The 13,022-nt window shown below is 66.1% G+C and carries 16 protein-coding genes and 1 tRNA gene; 7 read left to right on the forward strand and 10 right to left on the reverse strand.

Annotation, left to right across the window (positions count from 1 at the left end):
- Nucleotides 1-227: 227 nt before the first annotated feature.
- Genes EP380_RS22065 through EP380_RS22080 form a run of 4 tightly spaced genes read right to left on the reverse strand, consistent with a single transcriptional unit; the run spans nucleotide 228 to nucleotide 2,715 of the window.
- Nucleotides 228-995 carry a rhomboid family intramembrane serine protease gene (locus tag EP380_RS22065; RefSeq protein WP_127600946.1) on the reverse strand — a complete coding sequence of 256 codons (768 nt, stop codon included), beginning with the start codon at nucleotides 993-995 and terminating at the stop codon, nucleotides 228-230.
- Nucleotides 996-1,011: 16 nt separating this feature from the next.
- The gene (locus tag EP380_RS22070; protein ID WP_127600948.1) at nucleotides 1,012-1,593 is read right to left on the reverse strand and encodes a cob(I)yrinic acid a,c-diamide adenosyltransferase; all 582 of its coding nucleotides are present in this window, start codon (nucleotides 1,591-1,593) and stop codon (nucleotides 1,012-1,014) included.
- 57 nt (nucleotides 1,594-1,650) lie between these two features.
- Entirely contained in the window at nucleotides 1,651-1,842 is a 192-nt protein-coding gene (locus EP380_RS22075; protein ID WP_106573459.1) for a twin transmembrane helix small protein, read from the reverse strand.
- 39 nt (nucleotides 1,843-1,881) lie between these two features.
- Entirely contained in the window at nucleotides 1,882-2,715 is an 834-nt protein-coding gene (locus EP380_RS22080; RefSeq protein WP_127600950.1) for an SDR family oxidoreductase, read from the reverse strand.
- 95 nt (nucleotides 2,716-2,810) lie between these two features.
- Here EP380_RS22080 and EP380_RS22085 point away from each other — a divergent pair, with 95 nt between their 5' ends.
- Nucleotides 2,811-3,662 (forward strand): YihY/virulence factor BrkB family protein, encoded by an 852-nt coding sequence (locus EP380_RS22085; RefSeq protein ID WP_106573461.1) that lies wholly within the window; start codon nucleotides 2,811-2,813, stop codon nucleotides 3,660-3,662.
- Here the strand turns inward: EP380_RS22085 and EP380_RS22090 are convergent.
- On the reverse strand, nucleotides 3,629-4,519 hold the full coding sequence (locus tag EP380_RS22090) for a DMT family transporter (RefSeq protein WP_127600952.1): 891 nt from the start codon (nucleotides 4,517-4,519) through the stop codon (nucleotides 3,629-3,631). The two genes, EP380_RS22085 and EP380_RS22090, sit on opposite strands and share 34 nt — an antisense overlap.
- A gap of 173 nt (nucleotides 4,520-4,692) precedes the next feature.
- Between EP380_RS22090 and EP380_RS22095 the strand changes: the two genes are divergently transcribed.
- The gene (locus EP380_RS22095; protein WP_127600954.1) at nucleotides 4,693-4,980 is read left to right on the forward strand and encodes a hypothetical protein; all 288 of its coding nucleotides are present in this window, start codon (nucleotides 4,693-4,695) and stop codon (nucleotides 4,978-4,980) included.
- Here EP380_RS22095 and gluQRS read toward each other — a convergent pair.
- The gene (gene gluQRS, locus EP380_RS22100) at nucleotides 4,964-5,878 is read right to left on the reverse strand and encodes a tRNA glutamyl-Q(34) synthetase GluQRS (protein ID WP_127600955.1); all 915 of its coding nucleotides are present in this window, start codon (nucleotides 5,876-5,878) and stop codon (nucleotides 4,964-4,966) included. The genes EP380_RS22095 and gluQRS overlap by 17 nt on opposite strands.
- A gap of 219 nt (nucleotides 5,879-6,097) precedes the next feature.
- On the opposite strand from gluQRS, the gene EP380_RS22105 reads away from it, so the two are divergent.
- Together EP380_RS22105 and EP380_RS22110 are read left to right on the forward strand one after the other, a co-directional pair.
- A complete protein-coding gene (locus tag EP380_RS22105; protein ID WP_238720002.1) occupies nucleotides 6,098-6,733 on the forward strand; it encodes a DNA-3-methyladenine glycosylase family protein in 636 nt (211 codons plus the stop codon).
- Nucleotides 6,734-6,847: 114 nt separating this feature from the next.
- Nucleotides 6,848-7,405, forward strand: a complete 558-nt coding sequence (locus EP380_RS22110) for an HNH endonuclease (protein ID WP_106573466.1) — start codon at nucleotides 6,848-6,850, stop codon at nucleotides 7,403-7,405.
- Nucleotides 7,406-7,436: 31 nt separating this feature from the next.
- On the opposite strand, the gene EP380_RS22115 is transcribed toward EP380_RS22110, so the two are convergent.
- The 3 genes from EP380_RS22115 to EP380_RS22125 all read right to left on the reverse strand — a co-directional run bounded on the left by EP380_RS22115 (nucleotide 7,437) and on the right by EP380_RS22125 (nucleotide 9,144).
- A complete protein-coding gene (locus tag EP380_RS22115; protein WP_127600984.1) occupies nucleotides 7,437-7,886 on the reverse strand; it encodes a PACE efflux transporter in 450 nt (149 codons plus the stop codon).
- A gap of 147 nt (nucleotides 7,887-8,033) precedes the next feature.
- The gene (locus tag EP380_RS22120; RefSeq protein ID WP_106573467.1) at nucleotides 8,034-8,558 is read right to left on the reverse strand and encodes a disulfide bond formation protein B; all 525 of its coding nucleotides are present in this window, start codon (nucleotides 8,556-8,558) and stop codon (nucleotides 8,034-8,036) included.
- A gap of 4 nt (nucleotides 8,559-8,562) precedes the next feature.
- Complete coding sequence (locus tag EP380_RS22125; protein WP_106573468.1) at nucleotides 8,563-9,144, reverse strand: YqaA family protein; 582 nt, start codon at nucleotides 9,142-9,144, stop codon at nucleotides 8,563-8,565.
- A gap of 194 nt (nucleotides 9,145-9,338) precedes the next feature.
- Here EP380_RS22125 and EP380_RS22130 point away from each other — a divergent pair.
- The 3 genes from EP380_RS22130 to EP380_RS22140 all read left to right on the forward strand — a co-directional run bounded on the left by EP380_RS22130 (nucleotide 9,339) and on the right by EP380_RS22140 (nucleotide 11,722).
- A tRNA-Leu gene (locus EP380_RS22130) sits at nucleotides 9,339-9,423 on the forward strand.
- A 136-nt stretch (nucleotides 9,424-9,559) separates the two neighbouring features.
- Entirely contained in the window at nucleotides 9,560-9,847 is a 288-nt protein-coding gene (locus tag EP380_RS22135) for a hypothetical protein (protein ID WP_127600959.1), read from the forward strand.
- A gap of 234 nt (nucleotides 9,848-10,081) precedes the next feature.
- Nucleotides 10,082-11,722 (forward strand): AMP-binding protein, encoded by a 1,641-nt coding sequence (locus tag EP380_RS22140; RefSeq protein ID WP_127600986.1) that lies wholly within the window; start codon nucleotides 10,082-10,084, stop codon nucleotides 11,720-11,722.
- Between the two features lie 16 nt (nucleotides 11,723-11,738).
- Here EP380_RS22140 and EP380_RS22145 read toward each other — a convergent pair whose 3' ends face one another.
- A complete protein-coding gene (locus EP380_RS22145) occupies nucleotides 11,739-13,022 on the reverse strand; it encodes a GNAT family N-acetyltransferase (RefSeq protein WP_127600961.1) in 1,284 nt (427 codons plus the stop codon).

The raw sequence follows: 13,022 nt of genomic DNA on the forward strand, positions 1-13,022 counted from the left end.
GCGTCGATCACACGCTTGACCGGGACGAGGACTTTCATGCGCTCAAAACCTTTCTGATGGATCGGATTTCGCGGCCTTTACCATTTGCGCGGCCGTTTCGGCTAGTCCGATGCCGACATGCATCCCGAAAAACCGGCGTGGTCCGGGATGGGATCGCGCGGCGACCGGCCGCCATGGGGTCTAGTGGCGATTGACGTTCACGTCAATATTATCGCGAGACGAGCCCGCTATTGCCGGCCCCAGCGCGGCTTGTCGGTGACGGCGGGGCCATCGGGTGCCGTGGTTTCGGCGGTCTTGACGGCTTCTGGGGTTACGATCGCGCGGTCGAACAGCGGGACGCCGCGGCGGCGCATGATCAGCACCAGCCCGGCACCGGCGACGATGCCGCCGACATGGGCGCCCCACGAGACCTGGGAATCGCCGCCGATCACCAGCATGGCGAACTGGAACAGCACCCACAGGATGAGCGGGATGAAGGCAGGAATGCGCAGCGGGATGCGGCCGAAGGCCAGCACCCACAATTTGACGCGCGGATGCAGGATCAGATAGGCGGCGACGATGCCTGCGACCGCGCCCGACGCGCCGATCAGCGGCGCTTCGGAGGACGGCGCGATCGCGCCGTGCAGCCAGGCGCCGGCGACGGCGCAGGCGAGATAGAAGATCAGGAAACGCCAATGGCCGAGCGCGTCCTCGACATTGTCGCCGAACACCCACAAGAACAGCATGTTGCCGCCGAGATGGAAGATATTGCCGTGCAGGAAGGCGTAGGTGAGATAGGTCAGGTCCTCCGGCACCAGCACCAGTTGCGGCGGCAATTCGGCGACATCGTTGACCACCGCCGGCACATAACCCAGGCCGTAGGCGGCCGCGTGCATGGTGGTGTCGGACAGGGCGGTGAGGAAATAGACCAGCACGTTTATCGCGATCAGCGCGATCGTGACATATTGAAGCTTGATATGTTTCAGGCTGTTGGCGTCGTGCAGCGGAATGAACATCGCCGGCCCCCCACCGTCAACGATTTGCCCCCGGCACCCATAACACGTCGGTCGCGCCGTTGTCATTGACCGCGCGGGCGGCCACGAACAGAAAATCGGACAACCGGTTGATGTAGCGCAGCGCCTGCGGGCCGACGGTTTCGTCCGGCATCGACGACAGCGCCACCATCAACCGCTCGGCGCGCCGGGTGACGGTGCGGGCCAGGTGCAGATACGCGGCCGCCGGCGCGCCGCCGGGCAGGATGAAGGAGCGCAACGGCGCAAGCGCGGCGTTGAGCTCGTCGATCTCGCCTTCGAGACGCGTCACCTGGGAGGCGACGATGCGCAGCGGCTCGAATTCGACCTTGGCGCCGGTGTCGGGGGTCGCCAGATCGGCGCCGAGATCGAACAGATCGTTCTGCACGCGGGCCAGCATGGCGTCGATTTCGGCGTGATCGCGCGCGGTATGGAGCCGGGCGAGGCCGACGCAGGCATTGGCCTCGTCGACCGCGCCGAAGGCCTCGATGCGCGGGTCGGATTTCGGTCGGCGCGCCCCGCTTACCAGGCCGGTGGTGCCGTCGTCGCCGGTGCGGGTGTAGATCTTGTTGAGCTTGACCATGTTCGTTGCGCCCTTTCCTTGTCGTCGGACAACGGGGTTTCGTGATCGGCGCCGGGCTCAGCCGCGGCTGAAATAAAGCGCCAGCACGATGAACACGAGCGCTATGAACTGCAGGATAACCCGCGCCTGCATCAGCTTGTTGGAGGTGCTGCCCGACCCGCCGCGCATCATGTTGATCAGCCCGCGCACGAGCACGAAGGCGACCGCGACCATGAAGACGATGGCCAGGACGTTGAAGACGGAAGACATGGGCGTTTCTCCGAAAAAGGCGGTGCGGCCGTGGCGCGCCTAGGATTGGCGCGCCACGACGCGGTAGAACAAGGAGGCGGGCAGGAGCCGCTTCAACAGCAGCCCCGTCCTGGCCGGCAGGGTGACGGGATAATGCGGTTTCGGGCGCGGGCTGTCGAGCGCGTGCGCCAAGACGGCCATCACCGCCTCGGGCCCCAGCTTGAACCGGGACTGGGTGCCACCGGCGCGCATGCGGGCGAGCTGGGCGCGGTAGGCGTCGCGGTGCGGCGAATTTTCCACGATCACGGTCTTCTCGAACCAGCCCAGCGCGGTGCTGGCGAAGCGCGAGCGGATCGGGCCGGGCTCGATCAGCGCGACGTGGATGCCGGAGCCGGCCAATTCGGCGCGCAGGCACAGCATCAGCCCCTCGAGCGCGTATTTCGACGCGACATAGGCGCCGCGATAGGATGCGGGAACCAGGCCGAGGATCGACGAGCAATGGACGATCCGGCCCCGGCCCTGCCGACGCATCGCCGGCACCAGACGGCGCGTGAGATCGTGCCAGCCGAAGAAATTGGCCTCGAACTGCTCGCGCAGCGCCGCGACGGGGAGGTCCTCGACGGCGCCGGGCTGGGCGTAGGCGCCGTTGTTGAACAGGGCGTCGATGCGCCCGCCCGTCCTGCCGAGTACGGCGTCGGCCAGGGCGGCGATCGAGTCGGGCTGTCGGTAATCGAGGTAAAAACTCTCGATGCCGGCGGCCTCGAGCGCGGCGATGTCGGCCGGCTTGCGCGCGGTCGCGAAAACCCGCCATCCGCGCCCGGAAAGGGCGTGCGCGCAATGGGCGCCGATGCCGCTCGAGGCTCCGGTCACGACGATCGTGCGTGCGTCCTCCATCCGGCCCAAATCCTCTTGCGGCGACAAACACGGCTTGCCAATAGCGCCGGAGGCTTCACATATTCGGGGGCGGGAAACAATCGTGGGAAGGATTTATGCGCAGAATCGTCGCCGCGCGACGCATCCTGAACGACGCCGTTGGCCATTTCGACGCCGATGACGGCTGGTCGATGGCCAGCCATCTCGCGCTGTCGGCGCTGATGGCGCTGTTTCCCTTCCTGATCTTCGCCACCGCGCTGGCGAGCTTTCTGGGCGCGAGCGCGTTTGCCGAGACGGCGGTCCACCTGGTCTTCGATACCTGGCCGCAGGAGATCGCCGAACCGATCGCGCGCGAAGTCTTCAACGTCTTGACCGTCCAGCGCGGCGATTTCCTGACCGTCAGCGTGATCGCGGCGGCGCTGTTTGCCTCCAACGGCATCGAGGCGCTGCGCGTTTCGCTCAACCGGGCCTATCGCGTGACGGAGACGCGCTCGTTCATCTACCGGCGGCTGCAGAGCTTCGCCTTCGTGCTGATCGCGACGATGGGCTTCCTGGCGATCAGCGTGCTCCTGGTGCTGGCGCCGCTGGCCGCGCGCATCGCCGAGCGGCAATTTTCCTGGATCGGCCCCTATATGGGCACCATCACGCTGTGGCGCTACGTCATCGCCTCGTCGGTGATCGTCGTCGGCCTGGTGGCGGTGCATTTCTGGCTGCCGGCCAGCAAGCGGCGTTTCCAGGACGTGATCCCGGGCATCGTGCTCACCCTGATCGGCTGGCTGATCGGGTCGACGCTGTTTGCGGCCTATCTGGAGCGGTTTTCGACCTATGTGTCGACCTATGCCGGGCTTGCCTCGATCATGATCGCGGTGATCTTCCTTTACATCGTGTCGGTGATCTTCATCCTGGGCGGCGAGTTCAACGCCGCCATCCGACGCTATCGCGAGGCCCGGGCGCGCATTCGCGGCTGAGCGGTCGCCAGCCCGACGCCGGCGGCCGCGATAGCCATGCCCGCGATCTGCACCGGGGAGAGTTCCTCGCCGAACAGCGCCCAGGCCAACAGGGCGGTGACCGCCGGAACCAGGTAGAACAGCGACGCCACTTTCGACACCTCGCCCTGGCGCAACAGATACATCAGCAGGAAGATCGCGCCGATCGACAACACCAGCACCAGCCAGGCGAAGGCGAAGATCAACTCGCCGGTGACGACGAAGGTCCCGGTTTCGAAGGCAAACGCGACCAGGGCCGTCAACAGGGTGGCGCCGAGATATTGGTAGAGCGCGCCGGTGGCCAGATCGAGATCGGTGACGAAGCGCTTTTGCCAGACCGTGCCCGCGGCCATGCCGATGACGGCGAGGAACGCGGCCGCGAGATTGACCGGCGTGACGCCGCCGCCGATCGAGCCGAGCTTGGGGGCGAGCACGATCGCCACGCCGGCAAAGCCGATGGCGAGCCCGAGCCAGTGGCGGGGCATGATCCGTTCTCCCAGGAAAACGCCGGCCATGATGGCGGTGATCAGCGGCTGGAGGCCGACGATCAGGGCCGTCAACCCCGCCGGCAGGCCGTTGCGGATGGCCCAGAACACCCCGCCGAGATAGATGCCGTGCATGAGCATGCCGGCGACCATGGAATGCCAGGCCTGGGCCCCGGCGCGCAGCCGGGCGACCCCGAGCAGCGGCAGCATGGCGGCCAGAAGCAGGAAGGTGATCGCCGAGCGCACCGCCAGGAAGCCGAACGGCTCCGACCAGGGCATGGCGTAACGCGCGCCGATGAAACCGGTCGCCCACAGGACGACGAACAGGGCGGGCGCGAGGCGTGACATGGGCATGGTCTTGTTTGTCCTTGTCGGCGAAGCCGGTCGGGGATCCGTCCGGCTTGATCTGATCGCGGGCGTCGCGTCAAGAACCCGAGCCTAAGCAATTGGAAAGCAATTTCGACTAGGCTCCAGACGCCGCTTTCCACCGATCCAGTGTGGCGGTGCGCGGATACGGAGATCAAAAGATGATCTGGAATCTCAGTTTCGGCTGGCTGTTCATGGCCGTTGGCACGGTGTGCATCCTGTCCTTCATTTTCGCGCTGGCGCTCAACGCCATCATCGGCCGCGACGGTTTCGGCCCGTTCGGCACGATGGCGGTCCTGACCGGCGGCTTCTTCGCGTCGATCTATGTGGTCAATGCCTACGGCGTCAGCCTGCGCCAGGTGCAGGACGCGGCCTTTGCCGGATTGGGCGGAGCCTTTGTCATCCTGCTGTTTCTTCTCCTGGTCAAGGGCGTCATTCGCCGGATCTGAGCGCGGAAGCGCCGGCCGCGCGCGGCAAGCCGACCATCCGCCTGATATCGCCGGGCCGCGCGCCACCGGCGCGCAGCGCCCCCAAGGCCGTGTCGCCCCGGCTTTTCGACAGTTTGCGCCCGTCGGCGTCGAGGACGAGGTCGTGATGCAGATAGGCCGGGACGGGCAGGCCGAGCAGGTCCTGCAACAGGCGGTGCACGGCGGTCGCGTAAAACAGGTCGCGCCCGCGCACGACATGGCCGACGCCCTGGATGGCGTCGTCGACGACCACGCACAGATTGTAGCTTGCCGGACTGTCCCGGCGCGCCAGCACGACATCGCCCCAGGCGCCCGGCTCGGCGCGCACGCGCCCGGTTTCGCCGGCCGGTCCGCCGCCGGCCTCGCTCCATTCGAGCGGCCCGGCAACCCGGTCCAGCGCGGCCTGCATGTCGAGGCGCCAGGAAAAGGCCTGTCCGTTGGCCATGCGCCTTGCCCGCTCTTTCGACGACAGCGACCTGTCGCCCGGCGGATAGAGGGGCGCGCCGTCGGGATCGCGCGGCCAGGGTTCGTGCCCGGTTTCGGTCTCGGCGATGAAGGCGCGGACCTCGCCCCGGCTCATGAAGGCGGGATAGACCAGTTCCGCGTCGATCAGCCGGTCGAGCGCGTCGCGATAGTCGCAAAAATGGTCCGATTGCCGGCGCACCGGCTCTTCCCATGACAGGCCGAGCCAGGCCAGATCCGCCAGGATAGCGGCCTCGTATTCGGGCCGGCAGCGTTCGGTGTCGATGTCTTCCATGCGCAACAGCATGCGTCCGCCGGCCGCCGCGCACAGATCGGCGTTGAGCAGCGCCGAATAGGCGTGGCCCAGATGCAGCGCGCCATTCGGGCTCGGCGCGAAGCGGAAGACGGGACCTGTCATGAACCTATCGGCGGCGGTTGGACGGACATGAGGGCGATTGCTAGACTATCGCACGACAAACCGGAATGGGCGCGACGGGCGTTTTCCGCGCGCCGCAAGGGTCAATCGAGCCGCAAAGGCCTTGAAGCCGGACCCGTGGCCAATGCGGGTCGTCGGCGGGCTCCGGCTTTGGCGGAAGGAAAAGCCGTGCGCCGCATCAACGTTCTGGACGACGTCGAGATGGGCCTGGAGGCACTGTGCGCGCGCGATCCGCGCTTGCGGGGGGTGCGGGCCGTTGCCGGGGAGGTGCCGCTGCGCCGGGTCGAGCCGGGCTTTGAAAGCCTGGTGTCGATCATCGTGTCGCAACAGGTCTCGCGCGCCAGCGCCGACGCGATCTTCGCACGTCTTGCCGGCCTCGTGCAGCCGATGACGCCGCAGGCCCTGGCGGCGGCGGGCGACGATCTTTTTCGCCAGGCGGGCCTGTCCCGGCCGAAGCAGAAAACGCTGCGCGCCGTTGCCGGCGCGTTCGCGGAAAACGGGTTCGATCTCGACGCGGCTTGCCGGCTCGACGCCGAACAGGCGATCGCGCGGATGACGGCGCTGCACGGCATCGGCCCGTGGACGGCCGAGGTCTATCTGCTGTTCGCGTCGGGCCATCCCGATGTCTTTCCGTCCGGCGACGTGGCGCTGCAAAGTGCCGTCGGGCACGCTTTGGCGATCGATCCGCGGCCGAGCGCGCGGGCCCTGGCCGAAATCGCCGAATCATGGCGTCCCTGGCGCGGTGTCGCGGCACGCCTGTTTTGGGCCTATTATCGAGAAATGAAGGGGCGCGACGCGCTGCCGGCGGCCGTCAAACCCGCGACAACGGCACGTTAGGGGCTTTGCGCGGCATTCCGGCAACAGTTGCCGCATATAGCCGCTTCACATTCCTGACATGTGTCGCTTAGATTATCCGCGCCGTTCAGGTCCTCAGGAAAGGAGACGACGGACGTGACGATTTCGGTGTCGCCGGACAGTCTGCCGGCCCTGGTGCTCAACGCCGACTACCGCCCGCTCAGCTACTTTCCCCTGTCGCTGTGGTCGTGGCAGGACGCTATCAAGGCGGTGTTCCTCGACCGGGTCAACATCGTCGCCGAGTACGACCATGCCGTGTCATCGCCGTCGTTCTCGATGCGGGTGCCCAGCGTGGTTTGCCTGAAGGCCTATGTGAAGCCGTCGCGCCATCCCGCCTTTACCCGGTTCAACGTCTTCCTGCGCGATCGTTTCCAGTGCCAATATTGCGGCGCGCGCGAGGACCTGACCTTCGATCATGTCGTGCCGCGCCGTTGCGGCGGGGCCACGACCTGGGAAAACGTGGTCGCGGCATGCTCGCCCTGCAACCTGAAGAAAGGCGGCATGATGCCGGCCCAGGCGCGCATGTGGCCGACCCAGACCCCTTTTCAGCCGACGGTCCACGATCTGCACAATAACGGTCGCCTGTTTCCGCCCAACCATCTGCACGAAAGCTGGATGGACTATCTCTATTGGGACGTCGAGTTGGAACCGTAGGTTTGCAGCCGCAGTGTCGTCGCCGGCGGTCTCAGCGCCGTGCGCCCGTTTCTTGCGGAGCAGGCGTGGCGGCCGGCAGCGGAAACACCAGATCATACACCCAGTTGAAGACGAACGCGTAGACCATGTAGAAAAGGGCGAACGAGACGTCCATCATCAAGGCCTGCAGCACGCCGACACCGAGATACCAGGCAATGAACGGCAGCAGCACCAAAAGAAGCCCGATCTCGAAAAATACCGCATGCACGACCCGTATCGCCGGCGATTTGCGAACATCGCCCGCGAGGCGCAGCATCGCGTGGTCGAACAAGAGATTGTAGGCGTAGTTCCACAAGGTGGCGATCGTGGCGCTGACAAGCGCGACGATGCCGATGTCGTGGATCGGTAAGCTAAAAAACCAGCCGCCAAGCGGCGTGACGATGATCAGACCGACAATCTCGAAGCTGATCGCGTGACGAATACGGTCCCCGGTGGTGCGCATCATGCCCCCATTTCGTGTTTCGGGCCGTCCCGAACATAAATCCCGGATGGGGGAGGTCGTCCTCGCTTCGAAGGCCGATATAGGATTTCGCCCGGGTGATGCAAGCACGCCATTGCCCGGGCGGCAAGACGCAGGCCGGCCGGCCAATCACGCTTGGCGGCTTGTGCCCCTTGCCGCGGCGCGCAGCGCGACAATGGCGAGCGCCAGGCTGGCGATCGCGTTCCATCCCGCGAAGGACAGGCCCAGCACCCGGAGCGCGGCCTTGTCGCAGGAGGGCGGGATAACGGTGTTGATTGCGTCGAGAATGCCGCCTTCGCTCGAGGGCGGGGCGGCGACCACGCCGCAATCGGCCGGGCCGGCCCACCAGCCCCATTCGACGCCGGAATGGTAGATGGCGAGATAGAGCCCGTAGAGCATCAGGAGACCGCCGGCCGCGATCAGCAGCCTTACGATCCAGCCAGGCGCGCGCATCAGCGCGGCGGCGCCGGCGCCGGCCATCAACGGCACGCCGATATAGTAGGGCATGCGCTGTTCCAGGCACAGCTTGCAGGGAATGTAACCGCCCAGATGCTCGAAGCCGAGCGCACCGCCGACGACGGCAGCCATCGCGGCGAACAGAAAAAACGCCGTGGCGGCAAGCGCGCCGGAGCCGTTGGTGTTTGTGCGGGCCATGGGATCAGAAGACATATTTCACGGCGACGAAACCGCCGATCAGGAGCACCATGAAAAGGGTGAAAAGAAGGCCGAGATTGCGTTCGATGAAGGTGCGGATCGGTTCGCCGAAACGGTAGAGCAGCCAGGCGACGAGAGTGAAACGCAGGCCGCGTCCGATGATCGACACGACCAGGAAGGTCACGAGATTCAGCCCGGTGAAGCCGGAAAAGATCGTCAGCACCTTGTAGGGGAACGGCGTGACGGCGGCAAACAGCACCCCCCAGCCGCCCCAGCGGTCATACCAGCCCTGGACCTTGGCAAAGGAATCCTCGGCGCCGTAGAAGGCCAGGATCGGCTGTCCGAGAAGTTCGAACACGAACGCCCCGATCAGGTAGCCAAGCAAGGCGCCGGCCACCGAGGCCACCGTGCACAGCGCGGCGTAGCGCAGCCATTTCGCGCGTTCGGCAAGCACCATCGGTATCAGCAAAACGTCCGGCGGGATCGGAAACACCGAGCTTTCGATGAAGGAAACGCCGGCAAGCGCCTTTTCGGCGTCGCGCGTGGCGGCCAGCGACATGGTCCAGTCGTAGAGGCGGCGAAGCATGGAAAAATCCTGTGAGCCAGAATGGTTCGATCCAACCCGCAAAGGCTCTAGAGCCCTTCATCGGCAAATGGAAGCGGTTTGCGCGCCGTCGGCGTCACCTTTTGAAAACAAGGTTTCCGGCACGGGGCAGTTGACGGACGGGGCCTCGGCCGTATAGTCCGCAGCCGTCCGACCCTCGGTCGGCCGGCCTGAGGGCCCCTGTGGCGGAATTGGTAGACGCGCGCGACTCAAAATCGCGTTCCGCAAGGAGTGCTGGTTCGATCCCGGCCAGGGGCACCATTTTGCATCGGCGAACGAAGCTGCCCGACAGCCTTCGGCGTTTCGCAACGATCCTCGACAGGCGTTAGCACATCCGTACTAATTTACCGTTTTCTTGAAGAACTTAAGATGCGATTCCTCACAATGGAGGAAGAGCATGAAATCCAAGATGTTTCTGTTGGCCGTGACGGCTCTTTTTTCCGGCCTCACGGTTGCCCAGGCGGCTTCCTACAAAGTGTCGTTTTTTCAGAACGGCCAGTGGAAGGGAGATATGGCTGGCAATGACGTCATGATCGGAAGCTGCACGGTAATCTATAATTTCCGCCGCCAGTGCAGTCCGCCGGTCAAATTCTACGGTTGTTCAAGCTCAAGCAATCTCTACAACACGGCCAGCTCGAAGAAATACAGCTACAAAATCTACAAGGACGGTCGCCAGATCTGTTGACGCATGAAGCCGTCGCCAGCGTGGCGGGCGGTCTGGCGACGATGGTTGCGGTGTTTTTCGCTCGTTGACCGTCCAGTGTGCGGCGCTGGCGGAAAAAACCGCACGGTCAGCCGGTAATGCCCCACCGGCTGGCCGTTTTAAACTTGCCCCGGGTCGAGAAGGTTTGCGAAAACCGACCGTCCCGCTCCGTTGCGGGGCGGGTGTTGCGATGTCGAACGGGGCATGCCGAGGACGATGCTTGAACGCGGCGAAGGGTACGACCGGCTTTACGCCGGGTTCGGCTGGTCCATCCCGGCCCGGTTCAATATCGGCGTGGCGGTCGCCGATGCGTGGGCGGCGCAGGCGCCGGACCGGATCGCGCTGATCGACGACATCGGCGGCGAAGCGGCGACGATGAGCTATCGCGGGCTCGCGGAGCGCTCGAACGCGCTCGCCAACGCCATGCGCGCGCTCGGCGTTTCCCGCGGCGACCGGGTGGCGCTGCTCCTGCCGCAAAGTTTCGAGACCGCGATCAGCCATGTCGCGATCTACAAGCTCGGGGCCATCGCCGTGCCGCTGGCGCTGCTTTTTGGCGTCGAGGCGCTGGAGTACCGACTGCAGACGGCCGGGGTGTCGGCGGTGGTGACCAACCATGCCGGCCTGGCCAAGCTGGCGCCGCTGCGCGCGCGCCTGCCGTCGCTGCACACCGTGATCGTGACCGGCGAAGCCGGCGAAGGAGCCCGGTCCTTCGCCACCCTGGTGGCGGGCGGATCGACGCGTTTCGAGGCCGAGGAGACCGGCCCCGACGATCCGGCGATGATGATCTTCACTTCCGGCACCACCGGCCCGCCCAAGGGCGCGCTGCATGGCCACCGGGTGCTGCTCGGCCATGTGCCGGGCGTGCAGATGCCGCACGAATTCCTGCCCCAACCCGGCGACCGGCTGTGGACGCCGGCCGACTGGGCGTGGGCCGGCGGCCTGCTCAACGTGCTCCTGCCGGGGCTGCTGCTCGGTGTGCCGGTCGTGTCGTCGCGCGCGGAAAAATTCGATCCCGAGGCGGCGTTCGCGCTGATGGCGCGCCGACAGGTGCGCAACGCCTTCATTCCGCCGACCGCGCTCAGGATGATGAAGACGGTGTCCGGCGTGCGCGAGCGGTTCGCGCTCAGCCTGCGTACGGTCGGTTCGGGCGGCGAGGCGCTCGGACGGGAAACCTATGACTGGGCGCGCGGCGCGCTCGGCCTGACGATCAACGAGTTCTACGGCCAGACGGAATGCAATCTGGTGCTGTCGTCCTGTGCGGCACTCGGCGTCAGCCGCGCCGGGGCGATCGGCAAGCCGGTGCCCGGTCACCGGGTCGCCATCGTCGACGATGACGGCCATGCCCGTCCGGTGGGCGAGGCAGGCCAGATCGCGGTGCGGCGTCCGGACCCGGTGATGTTTCTGGAATATTGGCAGAACCCGAAGGCGACCGCGCAGAAATTCGTCGGCGACTGGATGCTGACCGGCGACCAGGGAATCGCCGACGCGGACGGCTACGTTCACTTCTTCGGCCGCGACGACGACGTCATCACCTCGGCCGGCTATCGGATCGGCCCGGGCGAGATCGAGGACTGCCTGACCGGCCATCCCGCGGTGGCGCTGGCGGCGGCGGTCGGCAAGCCGGACCCGATCAGGACCGAAATCGTCAAGGCCTACGTGGTGCTGAAGGACGGGCACGTGCCTTCCGAGGCGCTCAAATCCGAGATCAGCCTGTGGGTGCGCGAACGGCTTTCCGCGCACGAATATCCGCGCGAGGTCGAATTTGTCGATTCGATGCCGCTGACGACCACCGGCAAGGTGATCCGGCGCATTTTTCGCGATCGCGCCCGCCGCGAGGCCCGATCCGATCCGGGCTGACCCGCGCCAGGGGCGCTCAGCGCCTGCCGATCAGTCCTTTGATGCGCCGGCGCAGGATGCGCGCCAGATTGCGGGTCTCGCGGTTCAAATGGATCTGTCCGGCGGCCTGGCGCACAAGGCGGTCGGTGTCGGGCGCAAGGCCGACGACCATGGTGCCCATTTCGCGCCGTTCGCTCCACAGGCGGCTCATGATCGGGTGGTCGGGCACGGCACAGGAATCGGTCGCCTCGATATTGGGATCGTCCAGATGCTGGCGCGTGACCTCGATCATCAGCAGCGTGCCGGGAGAAAAGGCGGCGTGGTTTTCGTCATAGGCCGTCTTCCACGTATAGGCCTGGCCGGCCTCGACGAACACGATCAGGCTGGCGATCGCGGTGCCGTCGAGGCTGAGCGTGTGAATCCGGCACAGGTCGCGCTGCGCGAGCCGGTTTATCGCCTCGCGCGCGAAGGCGGCGCGATAGCGGTCGATCACCATTGCGGTGCGCTCGCGGCCCTTCCAGCCCGAAGCCTCCAGCGCCAGAAAGGTCTCGAGCGCGTTGCGGATCTCGTCGGGCTGGCGCGCCACCGAGTAGACGAGGTCGCCGGTTTCGGCGAGCCGGCGTTTCAGGCGGCGGAATTCGCGGAAATGATGCGGTTTGAGCGCTGTGCGCAGATAGGTCTCGGCATCGAGATCGCTGTCGAGGAAGGGGCGCATGCTGCGCGACGTGGTCACCACCGGCAGGTCGAGCCCCATGGCGGCGGTGCGGATCAGCCGGGCGACCGGACCGTCCATGCGCAGATCGGGCAGGATCAGCACCCTGGGCAGGTTCAGGTGCTTGCGGCCCAGCATCGAGAAAAAGTCCTCGAGCACCCCGACGGGGTCGTCCCGATCGACCAGCGGCGTGCCGAGCGGGCCGAACGGGCTCGACCAGGTGCGCATCACCGGCACGCTCAACGGGACCGCGGGTTTCTCCACGGAAAAGGGCACCAGCAGGCGTAGCCGGTTCTTGTCCCTGTCGCCGTCGCGAATGACGGCCAGCCGCACCTCGCGGTCTTCCAGCCTGGGCATGGCCGGCGCCAGGAAGCGCGGATTGAAGAAAATATTGGGCTCGACCGTGCGCACGCACAGAAAGTCCAGCTCCTCGACGAGATCGAAACCGGCCGAGGCCGGATAGATCGCCAGGCGGCGCGGTGCCGCGCCGGGCCCCTGGGTCTCGATCTCGAGCTGCTGCTGCGCTTCGCCGCTGACGCCGGCAAGGTTGGCGATCAGCGGGCTCGACGCGCTGGCGCTGGTTTCCTCGATCAGGGGAATGGCGGCCAT

Origin of the sequence: Nitratireductor alexandrii (assembly GCF_004000215.1) — a bacterium.
Taxonomy (GTDB): Bacteria; Pseudomonadota; Alphaproteobacteria; order Rhizobiales; family Rhizobiaceae; genus Mangrovimarina; species Mangrovimarina alexandrii.

Bases quoted from the DNA above. Each gene is read 5' to 3' on its own strand.
- EP380_RS22065 (WP_127600946.1), bottom strand. From the start codon at position 995: ATGTTCATTCCGCTGCACGACGCCAACAGCCTGAAACATATCAAGCTT.
- EP380_RS22070 (WP_127600948.1), bottom strand. From the start codon at position 1,593: ATGGTCAAGCTCAACAAGATCTACACCCGCACCGGCGACGACGGCACC.
- EP380_RS22075 (WP_106573459.1), bottom strand. From the start codon at position 1,842: ATGTCTTCCGTCTTCAACGTCCTGGCCATCGTCTTCATGGTCGCGGTC.
- EP380_RS22080 (WP_127600950.1), bottom strand. From the start codon at position 2,715: ATGGAGGACGCACGCACGATCGTCGTGACCGGAGCCTCGAGCGGCATC.
- EP380_RS22085 (WP_106573461.1), top strand. From the start codon at position 2,811: ATGCGCAGAATCGTCGCCGCGCGACGCATCCTGAACGACGCCGTTGGC.
- EP380_RS22090 (WP_127600952.1), bottom strand. From the start codon at position 4,519: ATGCCCATGTCACGCCTCGCGCCCGCCCTGTTCGTCGTCCTGTGGGCG.
- EP380_RS22095 (WP_127600954.1), top strand. From the start codon at position 4,693: ATGATCTGGAATCTCAGTTTCGGCTGGCTGTTCATGGCCGTTGGCACG.
- gluQRS (WP_127600955.1), bottom strand. From the start codon at position 5,878: ATGACAGGTCCCGTCTTCCGCTTCGCGCCGAGCCCGAATGGCGCGCTG.
- EP380_RS22105 (WP_238720002.1), top strand. From the start codon at position 6,098: ATGGGCCTGGAGGCACTGTGCGCGCGCGATCCGCGCTTGCGGGGGGTG.
- EP380_RS22115 (WP_127600984.1), bottom strand. From the start codon at position 7,886: ATGCGCACCACCGGGGACCGTATTCGTCACGCGATCAGCTTCGAGATT.
- EP380_RS22120 (WP_106573467.1), bottom strand. From the start codon at position 8,558: ATGGCCCGCACAAACACCAACGGCTCCGGCGCGCTTGCCGCCACGGCG.
- EP380_RS22125 (WP_106573468.1), bottom strand. From the start codon at position 9,144: ATGCTTCGCCGCCTCTACGACTGGACCATGTCGCTGGCCGCCACGCGC.
- EP380_RS22135 (WP_127600959.1), top strand. From the start codon at position 9,560: ATGAAATCCAAGATGTTTCTGTTGGCCGTGACGGCTCTTTTTTCCGGC.
- EP380_RS22140 (WP_127600986.1), top strand. From the start codon at position 10,082: ATGCTTGAACGCGGCGAAGGGTACGACCGGCTTTACGCCGGGTTCGGC.
- EP380_RS22145 (WP_127600961.1), bottom strand. From the start codon at position 13,022: ATGGCCGCCATTCCCCTGATCGAGGAAACCAGCGCCAGCGCGTCGAGC.